The sequence below is a fragment of the Rhodovarius lipocyclicus genome (genome assembly GCF_009900765.1).
Taxonomy (GTDB): domain Bacteria; phylum Pseudomonadota; class Alphaproteobacteria; order Acetobacterales; family Acetobacteraceae; genus Rhodovarius; species Rhodovarius lipocyclicus.
Window position 1 is genome coordinate 46,883 of sequence record NZ_JAAABL010000017.1, and the last position, 18,910, is coordinate 65,792.

17 protein-coding genes are annotated in these 18,910 nt (G+C 70.5%); 11 read left to right on the top strand and 6 right to left on the bottom strand.

All coding sequences use genetic code 11. The annotated features are described in order from the left end of the window. Positions 1 to 232 precede the first annotated feature (232 nt). The 4 genes from GT007_RS12855 to GT007_RS12870 form a co-directional block, all read right to left on the bottom strand. Positions 233 to 1,150, bottom strand: a complete 918-nt coding sequence (locus GT007_RS12855) for a PDR/VanB family oxidoreductase (protein WP_160122023.1) — start codon at positions 1,148 to 1,150, stop codon at positions 233 to 235. A gap of 8 nt (positions 1,151 to 1,158) precedes the next feature. Beyond that, a complete protein-coding gene (locus GT007_RS12860) occupies positions 1,159 to 1,626 on the bottom strand; it encodes an MOSC domain-containing protein (protein ID WP_160122024.1) in 468 nt (155 codons plus the stop codon). Positions 1,627 to 1,688: 62 nt separating this feature from the next. Then, positions 1,689 to 2,957: a DNA polymerase Y subunit UmuC family protein gene (locus tag GT007_RS12865; protein ID WP_160122025.1), complete on the bottom strand. Its 1,269-nt coding sequence runs from the start codon at positions 2,955 to 2,957 to the stop codon at positions 1,689 to 1,691. 7 nt (positions 2,958 to 2,964) lie between these two features. Beyond that, entirely contained in the window at positions 2,965 to 3,690 is a 726-nt protein-coding gene (locus GT007_RS12870; RefSeq protein ID WP_160122026.1) for an ImuA family protein, read from the bottom strand. A 116-nt stretch (positions 3,691 to 3,806) separates the two neighbouring features. Between GT007_RS12870 and GT007_RS12875 the strand changes: the two genes are divergently transcribed. Then, positions 3,807 to 4,541 (top strand): S1 family peptidase, encoded by a 735-nt coding sequence (locus tag GT007_RS12875; RefSeq protein WP_160122027.1) that lies wholly within the window; start codon positions 3,807 to 3,809, stop codon positions 4,539 to 4,541. Here the strand turns inward: GT007_RS12875 and motA are convergent, their stop codons facing one another. Further along, positions 4,542 to 5,408 carry a flagellar motor stator protein MotA gene (gene motA, locus GT007_RS12880; protein ID WP_160122028.1) on the bottom strand — a complete coding sequence of 289 codons (867 nt, stop codon included), beginning with the start codon at positions 5,406 to 5,408 and terminating at the stop codon, positions 4,542 to 4,544. It abuts the gene before it with no gap. Beyond that, positions 5,405 to 6,484, bottom strand: a complete 1,080-nt coding sequence (locus tag GT007_RS12885; RefSeq protein WP_160122029.1) for a flagellar motor protein MotB — start codon at positions 6,482 to 6,484, stop codon at positions 5,405 to 5,407. Before GT007_RS12885 ends, motA begins: the two co-directional genes overlap by 4 nt. Before the next feature lie 309 nt (positions 6,485 to 6,793). Here GT007_RS12885 and atpH point away from each other — a divergent pair, with 309 nt between their 5' ends. The 10 genes from atpH to GT007_RS12935 all read left to right on the top strand — a co-directional run bounded on the left by atpH (position 6,794) and on the right by GT007_RS12935 (position 18,655). Next, positions 6,794 to 7,384 carry an ATP synthase F1 subunit delta gene (atpH, locus tag GT007_RS12890; protein ID WP_236571647.1) on the top strand — a complete coding sequence of 197 codons (591 nt, stop codon included), beginning with the start codon at positions 6,794 to 6,796 and terminating at the stop codon, positions 7,382 to 7,384. Then, on the top strand, positions 7,384 to 8,922 hold the full coding sequence (gene atpA / locus GT007_RS12895; protein ID WP_160122030.1) for a F0F1 ATP synthase subunit alpha: 1,539 nt from the start codon (positions 7,384 to 7,386) through the stop codon (positions 8,920 to 8,922). Before atpH ends, atpA begins: the two co-directional genes overlap by 1 nt. A gap of 9 nt (positions 8,923 to 8,931) precedes the next feature. Continuing rightward, the gene (locus tag GT007_RS12900; protein WP_160122031.1) at positions 8,932 to 9,807 is read left to right on the top strand and encodes a F0F1 ATP synthase subunit gamma; all 876 of its coding nucleotides are present in this window, start codon (positions 8,932 to 8,934) and stop codon (positions 9,805 to 9,807) included. Between the two features lie 12 nt (positions 9,808 to 9,819). Next, positions 9,820 to 11,250 carry a F0F1 ATP synthase subunit beta gene (atpD, locus tag GT007_RS12905; protein ID WP_160122032.1) on the top strand — a complete coding sequence of 477 codons (1,431 nt, stop codon included), beginning with the start codon at positions 9,820 to 9,822 and terminating at the stop codon, positions 11,248 to 11,250. 31 nt (positions 11,251 to 11,281) lie between these two features. Further along, on the top strand, positions 11,282 to 11,668 hold the full coding sequence (atpC, locus tag GT007_RS12910; RefSeq protein WP_236571648.1) for an ATP synthase F1 subunit epsilon: 387 nt from the start codon (positions 11,282 to 11,284) through the stop codon (positions 11,666 to 11,668). A gap of 114 nt (positions 11,669 to 11,782) precedes the next feature. Next, entirely contained in the window at positions 11,783 to 12,619 is an 837-nt protein-coding gene (locus GT007_RS12915) for an acyl-ACP desaturase (RefSeq protein WP_160122034.1), read from the top strand. Next, complete coding sequence (locus GT007_RS12920) at positions 12,616 to 13,713, top strand: endo-1,4-beta-xylanase (RefSeq protein WP_236571649.1); 1,098 nt, start codon at positions 12,616 to 12,618, stop codon at positions 13,711 to 13,713. The genes GT007_RS12915 and GT007_RS12920 overlap by 4 nt, the downstream gene beginning before the upstream one ends. A gap of 104 nt (positions 13,714 to 13,817) precedes the next feature. Next, positions 13,818 to 14,783: a Bug family tripartite tricarboxylate transporter substrate binding protein gene (locus GT007_RS12925; protein WP_160122036.1), complete on the top strand. Its 966-nt coding sequence runs from the start codon at positions 13,818 to 13,820 to the stop codon at positions 14,781 to 14,783. A 110-nt stretch (positions 14,784 to 14,893) separates the two neighbouring features. Beyond that, positions 14,894 to 16,249 (top strand): MFS transporter, encoded by a 1,356-nt coding sequence (locus GT007_RS12930; RefSeq protein WP_160122037.1) that lies wholly within the window; start codon positions 14,894 to 14,896, stop codon positions 16,247 to 16,249. A gap of 63 nt (positions 16,250 to 16,312) precedes the next feature. Further along, a complete protein-coding gene (locus GT007_RS12935) occupies positions 16,313 to 18,655 on the top strand; it encodes a glycosyltransferase (protein WP_160122038.1) in 2,343 nt (780 codons plus the stop codon). The last annotated feature ends 255 nt before the right edge of the window (positions 18,656 to 18,910 follow it).

Consider the following 18,910-nt stretch of genomic DNA (forward strand, 5'->3'; position numbering starts at 1 on the left):
CGCCCCTGGACCCCGCCAGGACCGTGCTCGGTCCTGGACCTAGATCAGTTGGGCGCTGATCCTGGGAAGGTGTTTTCCATTGAATTTTATAATGAAAATGGCACCATACTTGCCGAGGTAAGGCGCCAGTTCCTGGGTTCCAAGGGCCTTTCGGCCTTTGGCGGGTGTCCAGAGGGCAGAGCCCTCTGGTGGGGGTTCGGGGGCAAAGCCCCTGAGCTTCCCGCCGCCATCCCTACAACCCCAGCCGCACCCGCCCCTTCCCGCGTGAGACGCAGGTGATGATCTGCCCGGCGCGCTCGCCGGGCTTCAGGCACATGTCCCGGTGCTCCGCCTCGCCGCCTTCCAGCGGCACGGCACAGGCCCCACACACCCCGCCTTCGCAGGCCGAATCGACCCGTTGGCCCGCCGCGCGCAGGGCGGCCAGCAGGGTCACGCCCGCCGGCACCGCGATCACCGCGCCGGTCGAGGCGATTTCGGCCTCGAAGGCCGCGCCCTCCCCGGCGGCGCCGGGGGGCAGGCCGGAAAAATGTTCCAGATGCGCCTGGCCCGCCGGCCAATGGGCGGTGGCGGCGGAAAACGCCTCCAGCAGCCGCGCGGGGCCGCAGGCATAGGCATGGGTGCCGGGTGCCGGGGCGGCCAGCAGGGCGGGCAGGTCCAGGCGGCGGCCCTCGCTGGCGAACCAGGTCACCAGGCGCGGGCCCAGCAGGGCGCGCAGCTCCGGCAGGAAGGCCGCGTCCTCCGGCGCGCGGGCGCAGTAGTGCAGCTCGGCCCCGGGGGCCTCCGCCAGCATGGACAGGAAGGGGGTGATGCCGATGCCGCCCGCGATGAGGATGTGCCGCGTGGCGCCCTCGGCCAGGACGAAATTCTGCTGCGGGAAGCTGGCGGCGATGGGGCTGCCCACCACCGCTTCCTCATGCAGCCACCGGCTGCCGCCGCGGCCCTCCGGCTCCCGCAGCACCGCCACCTCCCAGCTTTCGGGGCGGGTGGGGTCGGAGGTGATGGAGTAGGGCCGCCGCAGCCCGGGGCGCAGTTGCAGGATGGTGTGCGCGCCGCCGCGAAAGGGCGGAAAGGCCGGGCGCTTGCGCGGCTTGATGGTGAACAGCCGGATGCGCGGCGTCAGGTCCCGGATGGCCGTGACCTCCGCTGGCATCAGGATCTTCATGCGGGGCGGATCGTGTCGCCGGGGCGGATCACGCCGCCCTCGATGATGCGGCAGTTCAGGCCCGAGCGGTTGAGCAGCGGGTTGAACAGCGGCCGGCCCAGCAGATCATCGAAATACTTGCAGGGCTTGTTCAGGCGGCCGCCGAACAGCAGCACCTCCCCCACGCGGAAATGCCGGCCCACCAGATGGTTCAGCGGCACGCCGCGCGTGGTCAGGTTGCGGCGGCTTTCCTGCGGCGTCAGCGGCAGGCCGTGGTCGCGCTCCAGCGCCTCCATGGTCTCGATTTCCATCAGCGTGCACTGGCGGTCCTCATGCGGCATGTGGCTGTAGGTGCCCTGGGCGGTGGCGTAGCGGTCGCCCTCGATGCCCACGCCTGGGATCATGCGCCCCTCGGCCAGTTCCTCCATTTCCATCGAGGCGGCCTCGGCGATGAAGATGTGCAGGAGTTCGCCTTGCCAGGTCATGGAGCCTCTCGGGATGCGTGTTTCCTGATAGGAAACACGCGGCGCGGGGGCCGTCAACCGCTTCAGCCCATCAGCCCGTGCAGATACCAGCGCGGGTCCGGGTCGTCGGGCTTGCCGGTGCGGCACACCCACCAGCGCGGGCCGTCGGCCAGCTGCACGGCGTAATAGTCGCGGGAACGGGCGCGTGCGTTGCGCCACCATTCGGGTTCCAGCCGCTCCGGGCCCCAGGCGTGCAGCACCTGGTGGGTGCGGCCTTCCAGCTCCAGCCGCAGCGGCGCGCCGGCGGGGGTGGCGGTGGCGTGCAACACCTTCGGGCGGCGCAGCAGCCGCACCGGGCGGGGCACGGGCGTGATCCATTCCGGCGCCACCTGGGCATGCGCGTCCAGCCGCTGCGTGCTGCGTTCGGGCCAATAGCTGGGCAAGGGCTGCAGCCGCCACAGCTCCACCCGCTGGGCCAGCCGGTCCAGCAGCCGGCCCAGCACCTCGGGCGGGGTGCTGGCATCCAGCCCCGGCTGGCTGGCGCGCAGCGGGTCCACATGGTCGGTCGAGAGCGCGAAGCGTTCGAAGCCCAGCTCCGGCCGCAGCTTGCCCAGCGGCTCCCGGAACAGCATCGCCCATTTCTCCGCCTGGCAGGAGGCGAGGCCGCTGCCCGCCGTCACCTCCTGCCAGCTGCCATCCATCCGCCAGCCGGCCAGCGCCATGCGGCGGGCGCCCAGCCCCGCCTCATGCAGATGCGCGCACAGCCGGGTCAGCAGGCGTTCCAGCGCCATGTCCAGCGCGGGGCGGGTGATGAGGGGGGCGGTGTAGTCTTCCGTCACCGACTGGATGGGCGGTTCGCGCACCGGGGCGATGGGGGCGGGTGCCTCGCCCGCCACCTGGTCCAGGATCTTCAGCAGCCCGTCCCGCATGCGATAGGTGACGACGGCGCGGTGCTGGTCCCGGATATCCTGCAACCGCCGCAGCCCGGCGCGGTGCAGGGTCACGATGTCCCGCTTCGGCAAAGGCAGGGTGCGCGGGTGCAGGGTGGGCCAGGCGTGGGCCTGTTCCGCCGGGCTCAGCACCCGGTCGCGCCAGCCGCCGCGCAGCAGGGCCAGCAGCGCGGGCCAGGCGCCGCCCAGCAGGGCCGGCACGTCCTGCCCCGCGCGGGCGAAGCCTTGCCGCACCTGGTCCAGGAAGCCTTCCTCCCCGCCTGACAGATGCGTCAGGCCCGAGACCTCCATGGCCAGCGCGTCCTCCGCCACCACGCCGACGAGGGGGGAGAAGCGGCGGGACCATTCCGCCCAGCGGGCGGCATCGGGGATCAGCAGGACCAGATGGCGGGCGGCGCCCATGGCGGCCTCACCCGCGCCGCCTGCGCTCGGTGGGGGAGGATTCCAGCACCGAGAGGCGGTCCTGCACCGGGTTCCAGGTGCAGTTCCAGCGCCGGGGCACGCCGCCGCGATGCAGCAGCAGCTCCAGCTCCCAGGCGGGCTGGCCGTGGCCGGCGCCCTCGGCCGCGGCGCGCACGCGCCAGCGGCTGCGGGCGGGGCTGGGGGCGGGGGTGTCGGTGTCGGGGCCCAGCAGCACCGTCAGCCCGCCGCCGGTTTCGGCCGCCAGCTGCAGGCGGCGGCAGGCGGTCATGTCCGGCCCCTCCCGCAGGGGCGAGTGCAGCAGGGTGGCGGCCACGGCGGGGCAGCGGGCGGCTTCCTCGGTGGCCCACAGCGCATCCTGCGCGCGGGGGGCGCGCACCAGCACCAGATGCTGCGGCGCCAGCCCCAGCCGGGCCAGCCCCTGCGGATAGGCATCCGGGTCCTGGCTGATCCACAGCACGCTGCCTGAGGGGTTCAGCGCCTGGGCGCGGGCCAGCAGCAGGGTGGCGAAGCCGGTGGCGGCCCCGGGCTCCGCCGCCAGGATCTCATGCAGGCAGGCACCGGGCAGGCCGCCCTCGGGCAGGGTGGCGTCGATTTCCGGGCACAGGCTGATGCGCGGGCGGGTGCCCTGGGCGGCGCTGCCGCGCGCCAGCCGGGCCCGCAGGCTGGCCAGCAGGGCGGCGCGATCGGTCTCCATTTCTGTGGTGGTGGACATGGGGGTGCCGGGAGGTTTGTTCATAATATGTTCTGTTTTTGCGGGCATGAGTCAAGCGCCTGGCGATGCAACCCGCCCGGGCTTCCGCCGTTGCCGCCGCAAGGGAGACGCCGTCCATGGCTCGCCACCTCATCGCCTCCGCCGGGCTGGCTCTGCTGTTGCAGGGCTGCGCCGGCCTGCCCGCCGACCAGGCGCAGGGCACCCCGGCCGAGCGCGTGGCGCGCGACAGCATGCTCAGCCTGCAGGCGAACGGGGTGTCGGTGGGGGCGGCGGTGGCGGTGCGGGATGCCGCCACCGGCGCCGCCCTGCTGCTGACCAACGCCCATGTCACCCGCCAGGCCGGAGAGGGGCTGACCGCCCGCCGCGCCGATGGGCAGCCGATGGGGGCGGTGCGGGTGCTGGCGACCTCCACGCGGATGGACCTGGCGGTGCTGTCCCTGCCCGAATCCACGCTGACCCCGGCCAGCCCCGGCACCGCCCCGCGCCCCGGCGCCCCGGTCTGGGCTATGGGGCCGGAGGGTCTGGGCCGCGCGCTGGCCAGCGGCGCGGTGGAGCGCCCCAGCCTGCGCCTGCGCCGCTTCGGCCTGGGCTTCACCGCCCGGCTGGGCGCGCTGATGGGGTTTTCCGGCGGGCCGGTGGTGGCGCGCGACGGCCGGGTGCTGGGCCTGACCACGGCCCTGGGCGATTCGGGGGCCGACCCCGTGGTCGCCAGCCTGACCGGCATGGATCTGGGCGGGCTGGCCGGAGAGGGCAGGGAGGTCTTCGTCCTCTCGATCCAGGAGGCGGTGGCCGAGGCCCGGCGCCTGACCGCCCAGCCTTCGGCCGCCACCCAGCGCGTCGCGGCGCGCTGATCAGGCGATCTGCAATTCCTGCAGGCTGACTTCCAGCTCCTGGAAGCTGGGCATGGAGTGGCTGGGCGCCACCTTGCGGCCGGTCTCCACGCTGACCTGCGGCGCGTTGCCCTGCAGATGCGCCACGATCACGGCGCGGATCACCTCGTAATAGAGGCATTCCTCCTCCACCACCGCCGTCAGCCGGGCCGCGATCGGGCCCATCAGCCCATAGGCCAGCAGCACGCCCAGGAAGGTGCCGACCAGCGCGCCGCCGATCATGCCGCCCAGCACGGTGGGGGGCTGGTCGATGCTGCCCATGGTCTTCACCACGCCCAGCACGGCCGCCACGATGCCCAGCGCCGGCAGGGCGTCGGCGATGTTCTGGATGGCGTGGGCCGCGTGCATCTCCTCGTGCTTGATCTTCTTCAGCTCGCGCGCCATCACGTCCTCGATCTGGTGCGGATCGTCGGCGTTCATGCCCACCATGCGCAGGTAATCGCAGATCAGCGCCGTGGCGTGGTGGTCGGCCTTGATCTTGGGGAATTTGGCGAAGGCGGCGCTTTCCTCCGGCTTCTCGATGTGGGGTTCGAGGGCCATGGCGCCCTTGGTCTGGGCCAGGCGCACGAAATAGAACATCAGCGACAGCAGCTCGACATAGTCGTGCTTGTGGAAGCGGCAGCCCTTCATGGTCTTTCCGAAGCCGCCGAGCGTGTGCTTCAGGTCATGCGTGGAGTTGGACATGATGAAGGCGCCGATGGCGGCGCCGCCGATCATCATCCCCTCCAGCGGGACGGCGTGCAGGATGATGCCGAAGCTGCCGCCGGAGATGGCATAGCCGCCGAACACCGTGCCCAGCAGGAACAGGAAGCCACCGATCGTGTTCATCGGGCGCGGTCTCCGGCGGTGGGGGCTGGGGTGGCGCGGGGCGCGTCGCTCAGCCGCAGCATGGTGATGGCCACGCGGCGGTTGCCGGCGGCCTGGGGGTTGTCGGGGATGTGCAGGTCCCGGTCGGCCGCCCCGGTCACGGCGCGGAAGCGCTGGTCGGCCACGCCCGCCTCGGTCAGCAGGCGGCGGGCGGCGTTGGCGCGCTCGGCCGAGAGTTCCCAGTTGCTGCGCCCCTCCCCGCGGAAGGGCACCGAATCGGTGTGGCCGGTGATCTGGATCGGATTGGGCAGACGGGCCGCGGCCAGCGCCACGGCGCGGATCAGCGCCCGGGTGCGGTCATTGGGCTGGGCACTGCCGGAGGTGAACATGGCCTGGCCATCCGCGTCGATCAGCTGGATTCGCAGCCCCTCGGGCGTGATCTCCACCGAGACCTGCTGCGCCATCTCGGCGGTGGCGGGGTTCTGGCGGATCTCCTCCCGCAGCTGGTCGGCGGCCTGTTCCATCGCCGCCTGCTCCCGCCGGGCGAGCTCGGCGCGCAGGGCCATGTCGGTCAGCCGGGCGGCGTCGCTGTCGCGCGCGGCGGCCTGGGCCGCGCCCTGGTCCCGGCCGGCGCCTTGGCGCCCACCCCCGGGCTGGCCCGGCTGGGCCATGGCCACGGTGCGCTGGGCTTCCTCCGCCTCCCCGGGTGGGCCCTGGCGGGAAGAGGTGGGGGGCTGTTCCAGCTCGTCCGACTCATCCTCGATGTCCAGCCGGGTGGGGTTGTGGCCGCGTTCCGCCCGGATGGCGCCGGCGTCGCGCGCCATCTGGCCCACGCTGTTCATGGTGGTGCCGCCGAAGGGCTGCCCCATGCCGGAGGAGCCGGAGGACAGCGCGTTGCTGGGGGCGAAGTAGTCCGCCAGGCCCCGGCGCTGTTCCTCCGTGGTGGCGTTCAGCAGCCACATCAGCAGGAAGAAGGCCATCATCGCGGTCACGAAATCGGCGTAGGCGACCTTCCAGGCACCGCCATGGTGGCCGCCGCCGCCTTCCTCGTATTTCTTGACGACGATGGTCACGCCATCGCCCTTCTTCCTGGCCATTCTGCGCCCTGTTCCGCTTTTGGGGTCGGCTTCTGCGGCGGGCGCGCCGCCCCCCTGGCGGGGGAGGCGGGGCACACCGCGGGCGCAGCATGGCCGCCCGCGATGAACGCCCGCCTAACGCCGGCGAGCGGAGCCGGAGGGGCCCGAACCGGGGCTTAAAGCGGGCATCGGTTACAAAATGGCATATTTCTGCGCCGCAGCGGCGTGGGCTTGGTTGCGGGGGCTGCTTCCCCATGGTAAGGCCGCCCGGCCGCCGCGACAGGGGTTCCTCTGCCGTGGCAACCGCACATCAAAAGCCGGGTATCGCCAGTGGTTGACAGCACCGCCGCACAGACAGCGCCGAACCCGACGGGCCTCGCAGACCGTTATGCCCTCGCGCTTCTCGCGCTGGCTGACGACAAGCGGCAGTCCGATCCGCAGGCGCTGGACCGCATCGCGGCCGATCTTCAGAAGCTGCTGGATCTCTGGCAGCAAGACGCTACCTTCCGGGCCTTCGTGGCCGACCCCCGCCTGGCTGCCACCGAGCAGCGCAAGGGTGCCTTCGCGATCCTGGATCGCGTGGGGATGGGGACGGAAGTGCATAACCTCGTGGGCGTGCTGGCGACCAATCGTCGCCTGTCCCACCTGGCCGAGGTGGCTTCGGCCTTCGGGGCCAAGCTCGCCGAGCGCCGTGGCCAGCAGACGGCCTCGGTCACCACGGCTCATCCGCTGAACGACACGCAGCGTGCGCAGATCGTCGCGCGTCTGACGGAAGCGGGTTATTCCGGTGTCCACCTTCTTGAGGCGGTGGACACTTCGATCCTGGGCGGTCTGATCCTGCGGATCGGCTCCCGCCTGTATGACAACTCGATCCGCTCCAAGCTGCAGCGCCTGCAATACGCCATGAAGGGGGCCGCCTGATGGACATCCGTCCCGCCGAAATTTCCGAGATCCTGAAGAGCCAGATCGCGAACTTCGACGCCGAGGCGAATGTCGCCGAAGTCGGCACGGTTCTGACTGTTGGCGACGGCATTGCCCGCGTCTACGGCCTGCAGAACGTGATGGCTGGCGAACTCGTCGAGTTCCCGGGCGCCGGCCTGAAGGGCATGGCGCTGAACCTCGAGACCGACAATGTCGGTGTCGTGATCTTCGGTGACGACAAGGGCGTGCGCGAGGGCGACCTGGTGCAGCGCACCGGCACCATCGTGGACGTGCCGACCGGCAAGGGCCTGCTCGGCCGCGTGGTCGACGGCCTCGGCAACCCGATCGATGGCAAGGGCCCGATCCAGTACACCGAGCGCCGCCTCGTCGAGGTGAAGGCCCCGGGCATCATCCCCCGCAAGTCCGTGCATGAGCCGATGCAGACGGGCATCAAGGCGATCGACGCCCTGATCCCCATCGGCCGCGGCCAGCGTGAGCTGGTGATCGGTGACCGCCAGACCGGCAAGACCGCCGTGGTGGTGGACACCATCATCAACCAGAAGGCCGTGAACGCCAACGCGACGGATGAGAGCCAGAAGCTCTATTGCATCTATGTCGCCGTGGGCCAGAAGCGCTCCACCGTCGCCCAGCTGGTGAAGCAGCTGGAGGAGAGCGGCGCGCTCGAATACTCCATCATCGTGGCCGCCACCGCTTCCGACCCGGCGCCGATGCAGTTCCTGGCGCCCTACACCGGCTGCGCCATGGGCGAGTATTTCCGCGACAACGGCATGCACGCGGTCATCTTCTACGACGATCTGTCGAAGCAGGCCGTGGCCTATCGCCAGATGTCCCTGCTGCTGCGTCGTCCGCCGGGCCGTGAGGCCTATCCGGGCGACGTGTTCTACCTGCACTCCCGCCTGCTGGAGCGCGCGGCGAAGATGGGCAAGGAAGCGGGCCTCGGTTCGCTGACCGCGCTGCCCGTCATCGAGACGCAGGCCGGCGACGTGTCTGCCTACATCCCGACCAACGTGATCTCGATCACGGACGGGCAGATCTTCCTGGAGACGGAACTGTTCTTCAAGGGCATCCGCCCCGCCGTGAACGTCGGCCTGAGCGTGTCCCGCGTGGGCTCCTCGGCGCAGATCAAGGCGATGAAGCAGGTGGCCGGCAAGATCAAGCTGGAGCTGGCGCAGTACCGCGAAATGGCGGCCTTCGCCCAGTTCTCCTCCGATCTGGATGCCACCACCCAGGCCCTGCTGGCCCGCGGCGCCCGCCTGACGGAGCTGCTGAAGCAGCCCCAGTTCAAGCCGGTCCCGGTCGAGGAGCAGGTGGTGTCGATCTTCGCGGGCACCCGCGGCTATCTGGACAAGCTGCCCCTGAACAAGGTCGGCCCCTATGAGAGCCAGCTGCTGTCCGAGCTGAAGGCGACCGCGCCGGAGATCCTGAACTCCATCCGCGCGGACAAGGAAATCAAGAAGGACACCGAGCAGAAGCTCGTGGCCTTCCTGGATGCCTTCACCAAGTCCTTCTCCGCGTAAGAGGGCAGGATGCCGAGCCTCAAGAGCCTCAGGCTCCGGATCAACAGCGTCAAATCGACGCGCAAGATCACGGAAGCCATGAAGCTGGTGGCCGCCGCCAAGCTGCGCCGCGCGCAGCAGCAGGCCGAGGCCGCCCGCCCCTATGCCGAGCGCATGGCCCGCATGCTGGGTGCCCTGGGCGCCGCCGTCGCCGGCGAGCCCGAGGCGCCGAAGCTGCTGGTCGGCACCGGCAAGTCCGACATCTACCTGCTGGTGGTGGTGTCCGCCGAGCGCGGCCTGTGCGGCCCGTTCAACAGCAATATCGGCCGTTTCGCCCGCAACCGCGTCCGTGAACTGGAAGCGGCGGGCAAGACGGTGAAGCTGATGTCGGTGGGCCGCAAGGCGGCCTCCTATCTGAAGCGCGAATTCGCGGACCGTTTCGTGGGCGAGGTCTCCTTCGCCAACCAGAAGCGCGTCAGCTTCGATGACGCCTCCTCCGTCGCTGCCTCGATCACGGCGCAGCTCGAGGACGGCGCCTTCGACGTGTGCGAGCTGCTGTACAACCGCTTCGTCAGCGTCATCAGCCAGACGCCTTCCGCCCAGCAGCTGATCCCGGCCGAAGTGCCGGAGGCCGCCGGCGAAAGCGCCCAGGCCCAGTATGACTTCGAGCCGTCGGAAGAAGAGATCCTGACCAAGCTGCTGCCGCGGAACCTGGCGATCCAGGTCTATCGCGCGCTGCTGGAATCGGGTGCCGGCTTCTACGGCAGCCAGATGGCCGCGATGGACAGCGCGACGCGCAACGCCGGCCAGATGATCAACAAGCTTACGCTGAATTACAACCGCACCCGCCAGGCCAACATCACCCGCGAGCTGATCGAGATCATCTCCGGGGCTGAGGCGGTTTAAGGAGCTGCATCCATGAAGAACAACGTCGGCAAGATCACGCAGGTTTTGGGCGCCGTGGTGGACGTGCAGTTCCCCGCTGAGCTGCCCTCCATCATGAACGCGCTGCATGTCAAGATCGAGGGTCGCAACCTGATCCTCGAAGTGGCACAGCACCTGGGCGAGCGCACCGTGCGCACCATCGCCATGGACACCACGGACGGCCTCGTCCGCGGGACCGAGGTCGAGGACACCGGCGCGGGCATCTCCGTCCCCGTGGGCAACGGCACGCTGGGCCGCATCCTGAACGTCATCGGCGAGCCGATCGACGAGCGGGGCCCGGTGCCGCACGAGAAGACCTACACCATCCACCGTGACGCCCCCTCCTTCGAGGACCAGGCCACGAGCACCGAGATCCTGGTGACGGGCATCAAGGTGATCGACCTGCTGGCGCCCTACTCCAAGGGCGGCAAGGTCGGCCTGTTCGGCGGCGCCGGCGTGGGCAAGACCGTGACCATCCAGGAGCTCATCAACAACATCGCCAAGGCGCATGGCGGCGTGTCCGTCTTCGCCGGCGTGGGTGAGCGTACCCGTGAGGGCAACGACCTGTACCACGAGATGGTGGACGCGGGCGTCATCAAGCTGAACGAGGACGGCACCACCGACGGTTCCAAGGTGGCGCTGGTCTATGGCCAGATGAACGAGCCGCCGGGTGCCCGTGCCCGCGTGGCGCTCTCGGGCCTGTCGGTCGCGGAATACTTCCGCGATGAGCAGGGCCAGGACGTGCTGTTCTTCGTGGACAACATCTTCCGCTTCACGCAGGCGGGCGCCGAGGTGTCGGCGCTGCTGGGCCGCATCCCCTCCGCCGTGGGTTACCAGCCCACGCTGGCGACGGACATGGGCGCCCTGCAGGAGCGCATCACCTCCACCAAGAAGGGTTCGATCACCTCCGTGCAGGCCATCTACGTGCCCGCGGACGACCTGACCGACCCGGCGCCGGCCGCCTCCTTCGCCCACCTCGACGCGACGACGGTGCTCAGCCGCTCCATCGCCGAGCAGGCGATCTTCCCGGCCGTGGACCCGCTGGACTCCACCAGCCGCGCCATGGACCCCCGCGTGGTCGGTGAGGAGCACTACAACACCGCCCGTGAGGTTCAGAAGATCCTGCAGACCTACAAGTCCCTGCAGGACATCATCGCCATCCTGGGCATGGACGAGCTGTCGGAAGAGGACAAGCTGATCGTGGCGCGCGCGCGCAAGATCCAGCGCTTCCTCAGCCAGCCCTTCCATGTCGCTGAGGTCTTCACCGGCTCCCCGGGCGTGTTCGTCAAGCTGGAGGACACGATCCGCAGCTTCGCCGCGATCTGCAAGGGCGAGTACGACCACCTTCCCGAGGCCGCCTTCTACATGGTCGGCACCATCGAGGAAGCGGTGAAGAAGGCCGAAGCCCTGAAGGCGGCGGCCTGATCACATGGCCGGCACTTTCCTCCTCGAACTGGTGAGCCCTGAGAAGCTCCTCCTCTCCCGCCAGGTGGAGATGGTGGTGATCCCGGCCGCCGAAGGCGAGCTGGGCGTGCTGCCGGGCCACGTGCCTGCGATCGTGAGCCTGCGCGGCGGCGCCGTGCGCGTGTATGAAGGCGGCCAGGTGACGGAGAGCCTCTTCGTCCCCGCCGGCTTCGCCGAGGTGACGCCCGAGCGCGTGACGGTGCTGGCCGATGAGGCCTCCCCGCTCGCCACGCTCAGCCGCGCCAAGGCCGAGGCCGACCTGGCGGCAGCCGAGGCGGATTACGCCGCCGCGGCCACCGACACCCCGGAAAAGCGGGAGGCCGCCATGGACCGCCTGCTGTCCATGCGGGTGAAGAAGGAGCTGGCGGAGGCGGCCTGAGGCCCCTTTGCCAAGCCAAGCGGAAGGGCGGCCCCAGCGGCCGCCTTTTTTGTGTCCGCTCGCAGCGAATCCACCGCTTGCATCCGGCCCCGCAAACGGGAAAAAACCCAATCCATGAAGCACTGGAATCTGGAAGACATCGCCTGGGACCGATTCGACCCGAGCCTTGTCGATCCCGACATCATCCCCCTGGTCAAGGCCGCGGCCATGGTGGAGCGCAATGGGGATGATTACGCGCTCTATCTGCACGGCGTGTTCGCCGATGACCCGGACTTCCACGCGGCCTCCGAGCACTGGGCGACCGAGGAGGTGCAGCATGGCGACGCGCTGGGCCGCTGGGCCTCGCTGGCCGACCCCTCCTTCGACTACATGTCGGCCTTCGCGCGCTATCGCGCCGGCTACAAGATCGACGTGAAGGCCGATGCCTCGATCCGGGGTTCGCGCTCCGGCGAGCTGGTGGCGCGCTGCATCGTGGAGACGGGCACCTCCAGCTACTACACCGCCCTGGCGGATGCGACGCGGGAGCCGGTGCTGCAGCAGGTCTGCCGCCTGATCGCGGCCGACGAGTACCGCCACTTCAAGCTGTTCTATGACCACCTGAAGCGCTACCTGGAGCGGGAGAAGCTGTCCCACTGGCAGCGGCTGAAGGTGGCGGCGGGCCGGGCCACGGAATCCGAGGATGACGAGCTGGCCTTCGCCTTCCACTGCTCGAACGAGACGGAAGGCACGCCCTATGACCACACCCGCTGCATCACGGGCTACATGGCGCGGGCCATGCGCTTCTATCAGTTCTCGCACCTGGACCGGGGGATGGGCATGATGTTCAAGGCGGTGGGCTTCAGCCCGCGCGGCCGTGCCTCGCGCCTCGCGGCCCATGCGGCCTTCCGGCTGGTGAAATGGCGCCAGAAGAAATACGAACGCGCGCTGGACAGCTACAAGGCCGCGGCGTGAGGCGCCGCACGGCGCTGGGTCTGGCCGCCGCCCTGCCTGCCTGCGCCAGGGCCCAGCAGGCCCCCCGGCCCGACACGCTGCGCGCCATCGCGCGCGCTGCCGGCCGTGGCTTCGGCGCCGCCGTCCGCGCGGACCTGCTGGCCAGCGACCCCGCCTATGCGGCCCTGTTCGCGGCCGAGGCGGAATTGCTGACCCCCGAATGGGAAGGCAAATGGCTGGCCCTGCAGCCGGAGGAAGGCAAGTTCGACTTCTCCGCCCTCAACGCCATCATCGCCTTCGCCCAGGCCAACCGCCAGCGCGTGCGCGGCCACGCCCTGCTGTGGCAGGAGGCGATCCCCCCCTGGGTCGCCACCGCCCTGGCCGAGAGCCCGGAGCGCGCCCGCGCGGTGATGGAGGCCCATTTCTCCACCGTGCTGAACACCACCCGCGCGCATATCCGCGACTGGGATGTGGTGAATGAGCCCATCGCCAACCCCGCCGGCGCCGATGTGCCGCAGGCGGGCGACAACCCGATGCGCGACACCCCCTGGTTCCGCGCCCTGGGCCCCGATTATGTCGAGATCGCGCTGCGCGCCGCCCGCGCCCAGGACGCGACGCTGCGCCTGACGCTGAACGAATACGGCATTGAGGAAGCCACCCCGGACGCGGAGGAAAAGCGCACCCGCCTGCTCGCGCTGCTGCGCCGGCTGCTGGACCGCAACTGCCCGCTGGATGCGCTGGGCATCCAGGCGCATCTGCAGATGCGCAAGCCCTTCGACCCCGCGCCCTTCGCCCGCTTCCTGGAGCAGGTGCGGGTCATGGGCCTGGCCATCCTGATCACGGAGCTGGACGTGCGCGAGCCCGACACGCTGGCCGCGGACATCCCCGCCCGCGACGCGGCGGTGGCCGAGCGGGTGAAGCTGTTCCTGGATACCGCGATCGGCGCGGGCTGCCGCACCGTCATCACCTGGGGCCTGACCGACCGCAATTCCTGGCTGGGCAGCGAGCCGGGCGTGGCCCGCCCCGATGGCGTGGCCACCCGGGGCCTGCCCTTCGACGAGGCGCTGCAACGCAAGCCGATGTGGCAGGCGATCGCCTCGGCGCTGCGCGGATAGCGCGCAGAAATCCCGCCCGGCGGGCACCGCGCCTCCATAACCCATCTTGGAACCGGCGCGCAGCCGTTCCACCATGGCGCCGATAGACTGGAGCCTGACCCGCCATGACCCTGACGCGCCGCAACGCCCTGGCCGCGCCCCTCGCGCTGGCCGCCACCAACGCCCGGGCCCAGGCATGGCCGGACCGGCCGCTGCGCTGGGTGGTGGGCTATCCGCCCGGCGGTGCCTCCGATGCCTTCGCGCGGCTCATCGCGGGGCTGATGGGCCCGAAGCTGGGGCAGAATGTGGTGGTCGAGAACCGCCCCGGCGGCGGCGCCGTGCTGGCCAGCGAGATCGTGGCCCGCGCCCCCGCCGACGGCTACACCTGGATGCATGTGGACAACGGCATCCTGACCTATAACCCCGCCCTCTACAGCCGCCTGCCCTACAACCCGGATACCGATTTCACCGGGGTCGGCTTCATCGGCCGCTTCCCGCTTTATATCGTGGTACCGGCCAATTCGCCCTGGAGCACCTTCGCCGAGTATCTGGCGGCCTCACGCCGGCAGGCGCCGAATTACGGCACCCCCGCCGTCGCCAGCCCGCACCACCTGGCGATGGAGATGGTGAAGCGCCGCACGGGCCTGGAAGCCACGCATGTGCCCTTCCGCGGCGGCCCCGCCGCCATTCAGGAGCTGCTGGCCGGCAATATCGAAAGCGTGGTGATCGATTGCGCCACCGGCCTGCCCTATATCCGCGATGGCCGGGTGAAGGCGCTGGCGGTGTTCAATGAGGCCCGCAGCCCCGAGGCCCCCAACGTGCCCACCCTGCGCGAACTCGGCTATGCCGATGCCGTGGCCTATGGCTGGCAGGGCATGAGCGTGGCCAAGGCCACCCCCGCCCCCATCGTGGAGCGCCTGTCGCGCGACATGATGGCCGTGATCCAGGGGCCGGAGCTGACCAGCCGCTTCGCCACGCTGGGCATCGAGTACCGCCCCTGGAGCCCCGCCGAATTCGCCACCTTCGTCGAGGGCGAGAACCGCGTGTGGCGCCCGCTGATCCGGGAGCTGGGCATCCGGCTGGACGGCTGATCCGCGCCGGCGGCATGGGTGGGCGCCTGGACCCCCATCCGGCCGCCGCCTATCCTCCCGGCCATGGAGGAAACCCAGCTGCACCCTGACAGCACGCGGCCCCGCGCCGCATGAGCGAGGCCATCCAGCAGGACGGCCTGCCGCCCGCCCGCCGCCGAGCCGCCGTCGCCTGCCTGTGCGTGGGCCTGTCCATGACGGTGCTGGACGTGTCCATGGTGAATGTGGCGCTGCCCGGTATCGCGCGGGACCTCGATGTCTCGCCCTCCTCCGTCACCTGGGTGGTCAATGCCTTCCAGCTGGTGCTGGTGGGGCTGCTGCTGCCGGCGGCCTCGCTGGGAGAGGTGCTGGGCTTCCGCCGCGTCTATCAATGGGGCGTGGCGGTCTATGTGCTCGGCGCGCTGGGGGCCACCTTCGCGCCGACCCTGCCCATGCTGGTGCTGTGCCGCGCCCTGCAGGGCATCGGCTGCGCCGCGATGATGAGCCTGAACGCCGGGCTCATGCGCTTCATCTACCCGAGCCGGATGCTCGGCAGCGCCATCGCCATCATCGCGCTGACGGTGGCGCTGTCCTCCGCCGCCGGGCCCACGGTGGGCAGCATCATCATCACGCTGGGCGGCTGGTCCTCCCTGTTTCTGCTTGCGGTGCCGATCGGGCTCGGCGTGCTGCTGCTGGGCGCGCGCGCCCTGCCGGAGGTGCCGGCCCAGCCCCGGCGCTTCGACGGGCTGTCGGCGCTGCTGAACCTGCTGGGCTTCGTCAGCCTGTTCCTGGGCCTGGATATGCTGCCGCACATCCTGCTGCTGGGGCTGGTGCTGATGGTGTTCGCCGCGGGCTGCCTGTTCCTGCTGGTGGCGCGGCTGACGCATGACCCGGCGCCGCTGCTGCCGCTGGACCTGCTGCGCATCCGCCCGGTGCGGCTCGCGATCAGCGCGTCCTCCTGCATGTTCGCGGCCCAGGCCATGCTGTATGTCGCGCTGCCCTTCCACCTGACCGCCGCCGGGCGCAGCGTGGCGGAGATCGGGCTGATGGTCTCCCCCTGGCCGCTGGCGGTGGCCATGGCCGCCTCCATCGCCGGGCGCATCGTGGACCGCATCAATTCGGCCCTGCCCTGCATCGTGGGGTCCTGCGTGGTGGGGGCGGGGCTGGTCACGATGGCGCTGCTGCCGCCGCAGGGGGCGGTCTGGCCCTTTATGGTCGCGATGTTCTGCAGCGGGCTGGGCTTCGGCAGTTTCCAGACGCCGAACAACCGCACCATTCTGGGCGCGGCACCCCGCCACCGCGCCGCCAGTGCCGGGGGCATGCAGTCTACGGCGCGGGTGCTGGGCCAGGCGGCGGGCACCACCACGGTCGCCATGGTGTTCCATTTCGGTGCCCAGGCCGGGGGCGTGCGGGCCGAATTCGCCCTGCTGATGGGCGCCGCGCTGGCGGTGATGGCCGCCTTGTTCAACACCGTGCGCAGCCGGGCCTGACCGGCGCGCCCGGTTCATGCCATGCTGGCGCATGAACCAGAATCCAGGATAGCCCCGGCCGGCATGCGCATCGCCTATTGCACCATCTGCTCGGCCAACTACCTGGCCTATGCCCGCGCGCTGCATGCCTCCCTGCGCGCGGCCGGAGAGGAAGCGCCGTTCTTCCTGTTCCTGGCCGATGAGGTCTCGGGCCGCTTCGACCCCGGGCTGCTGGGCTTTCCCTGCATCGAGACCCGCTCCCTGCCCATCCCCAACCATTTCGACATGGCCATGCGCTATTCGGTGATGGAGATGAACACGGCGGTGAAGCCCTTCGCGCTCGAATGGCTGATGGCGGAGCAGGGCTTCGACGCGGTGGTCTATCTGGACCCGGACATCCTGGTGCAGCGCCCGCTGGCCCATGTGCACGCGCTGTTGGAACAGGGCGCGGAGCTGGTGCTGACCCCGCATCTGCTGGCCCCGCTGGACGACGAGTTCCAGCCCGACGACCTCGCGATCATGCGCTCCGGCACCTACAATCTTGGCTTCTGCGCGGTGCGGCGCACGCCGGGGGCGCGGGCGCTGCTGCGCTGGTGGGGCACGCAGCTGGAAACCCGCTGCCTGGTGGATCTGCGCCACGGCCTGTTCGTGGACCAGCGCTTCATGGACATGGCGCCGGGCTTCGTGGCGGGCACGGCCATCCTGCGCCACCCGGGCTACAACCTCGCCTATTGGAACCTGTCCCAGCGGCCGGTGGAGGAAGTGCCCGGCGGCTTCCTGGCAGCCGGGGAGCCGCTGCATTTCACCCATTTCAGCGGGGTGGTGCCGGGCGAGCGCACCATCTTCTCCAAGCACCAGAACCGCTTCACCGTGGCGGGGCTCGGCGGGCTCGCGCCGCTGTTCCAGGCCTATCACGACGCGCTGCTGGCCCATGCCAGGCTGGGCGGGGTGGAGGTGGCGGGCCTGCCCTATGCCTATGGCGCGCTGTCCAATGGGGTGGCGGTCTCGGGCGCCATGCGGCGGGTCTATGGCGGGCTGCGGCTGGGGGCCGCCACCCCCTATGCCACGGCCTTCGATGCCGATCTCAGCCCCTGGGTCACGCTGGCGCCGGGCATCGAGCAGGACGCGGCCGCCCCCATCACCCGGCTGATGGCCGAGATCCACGGCAAGCGCCCGGATCTGGAATTCGCCTTCCCGCTCTCCACCGCCGAGGGCCGCGCGGGCTATGCCGCCTGGTTCGCGGAGAAGGGCGGGCGCGAGGGCGGCACCCCCGCCCCCCTGATGGCCCGCCACGCGGCCCTGGCCCGCCCCCAGCCCGGCCGGGCCGAGCGCCCGCCGGGCCTGGACATCCATGGCTATCTGCGGGCCGAGAGCGGGCTGGGCACCGCCGTGCGCCGCCAGGTGCTGGCCGCCCGCGCCGCCGGCATCCCCGGCGAGGCCTTCGCCCTGCCGGCCGCGCAGTTCGACGATGCCGTGGTGCCGCCCTTTCCGATCGCCGCCCAGAACCCGCGCCACGATTGCGCGCTGTTCCACATCAATGCCGACCGCGCGGTGAACCTGCCGTGCGAGGTCGCGCCCGACCGCCTGGCCGGGCGCTATCGCATCGGTTTCTGGGCGTGGGAGCTGTCGCGCATGCCCGATGCCTGGGCGGCCGCCTTCGACCATCTGGACGAGGTGTGGGCGCCCTCCGCCTTCGCCGCCCGGGCCTTCGCCCGGCGCACCGCCAAGCCCGTGCGGGTGATGCCGAACATCGTGCCGCTGCCGCCCCCGGTGGCCGACCGCGCGCCCTTGCGCGCCGCGCTGGGCCTGCCGGCGGAGCCGCTGCTGTTCCTGACCGGCTTCGACGCCAATTCCTTCCTGGCGCGCAAGAACCCGATGGCGGCGATCCGCGCCTTTCTCGATGCCTTCCCGCCCGGGCCCGCCAGCCCGCATCTGGTGGTGAAATGCATGGGGCGGGGCGATCTCCGCGCCCTGCGGGAACTGGCGGCGCGGGATGCGCGCCTGCACCTGCTGCTGCGCGTGCTGAGCCCCGCCGAGGTGGAGGCGCTGCAAGGCGCGGTGGATGGCTTCATTTCCCTGCACCGGTCCGAGGGGTTCGGGCTGTGGCTTGCCGAATCCATGGCCCAGGGGCTGCCGGTGCTGGCCACCGCCTATTCCGGCAATACGGACTACATGAACGCCGGGAACTCCCTGCCCATCCCGTTCCGCCTGGTGCGGGTGGGGGCGGAGGAATACCCCGAAGGCTCCGGCCAATGGTGGGCCGAACCCGACCATGACGCCGCCGTGGAAGGGCTGCGCGCCCTGGCGCGGGACGCGGGGCTGCGGGCGCGGCTGGGTGAGGCGGCACGGCAGGCAATCGCGGCGCATTGCGCGCCGGAGGTGGTGGGGGCGGGGATGCGGGCGCGGCTGGAGGAGATCAGGGGGTGATAGGCGGGGGCTTTGCCCCCGGGCCCCCAGTCAGGGGCGCCGCCCCTGACCACCCCGCAAAGGGTTGTAGCAACCCTTTAAACCCAGGAATTGGCGCTGCATCCTGATAAGCGGGGCGCCAAATATATTAGGGCTTGTTGAGATTTAGATCTTTCCTGGTGACGTGTGTTTATGATTCACGCTTTGGATGACGCAGCGTTTGGTTTTGAGTGACGAGCAATGGGCGAAGATGTCGCCGCATTGCCTGGGCAAGGC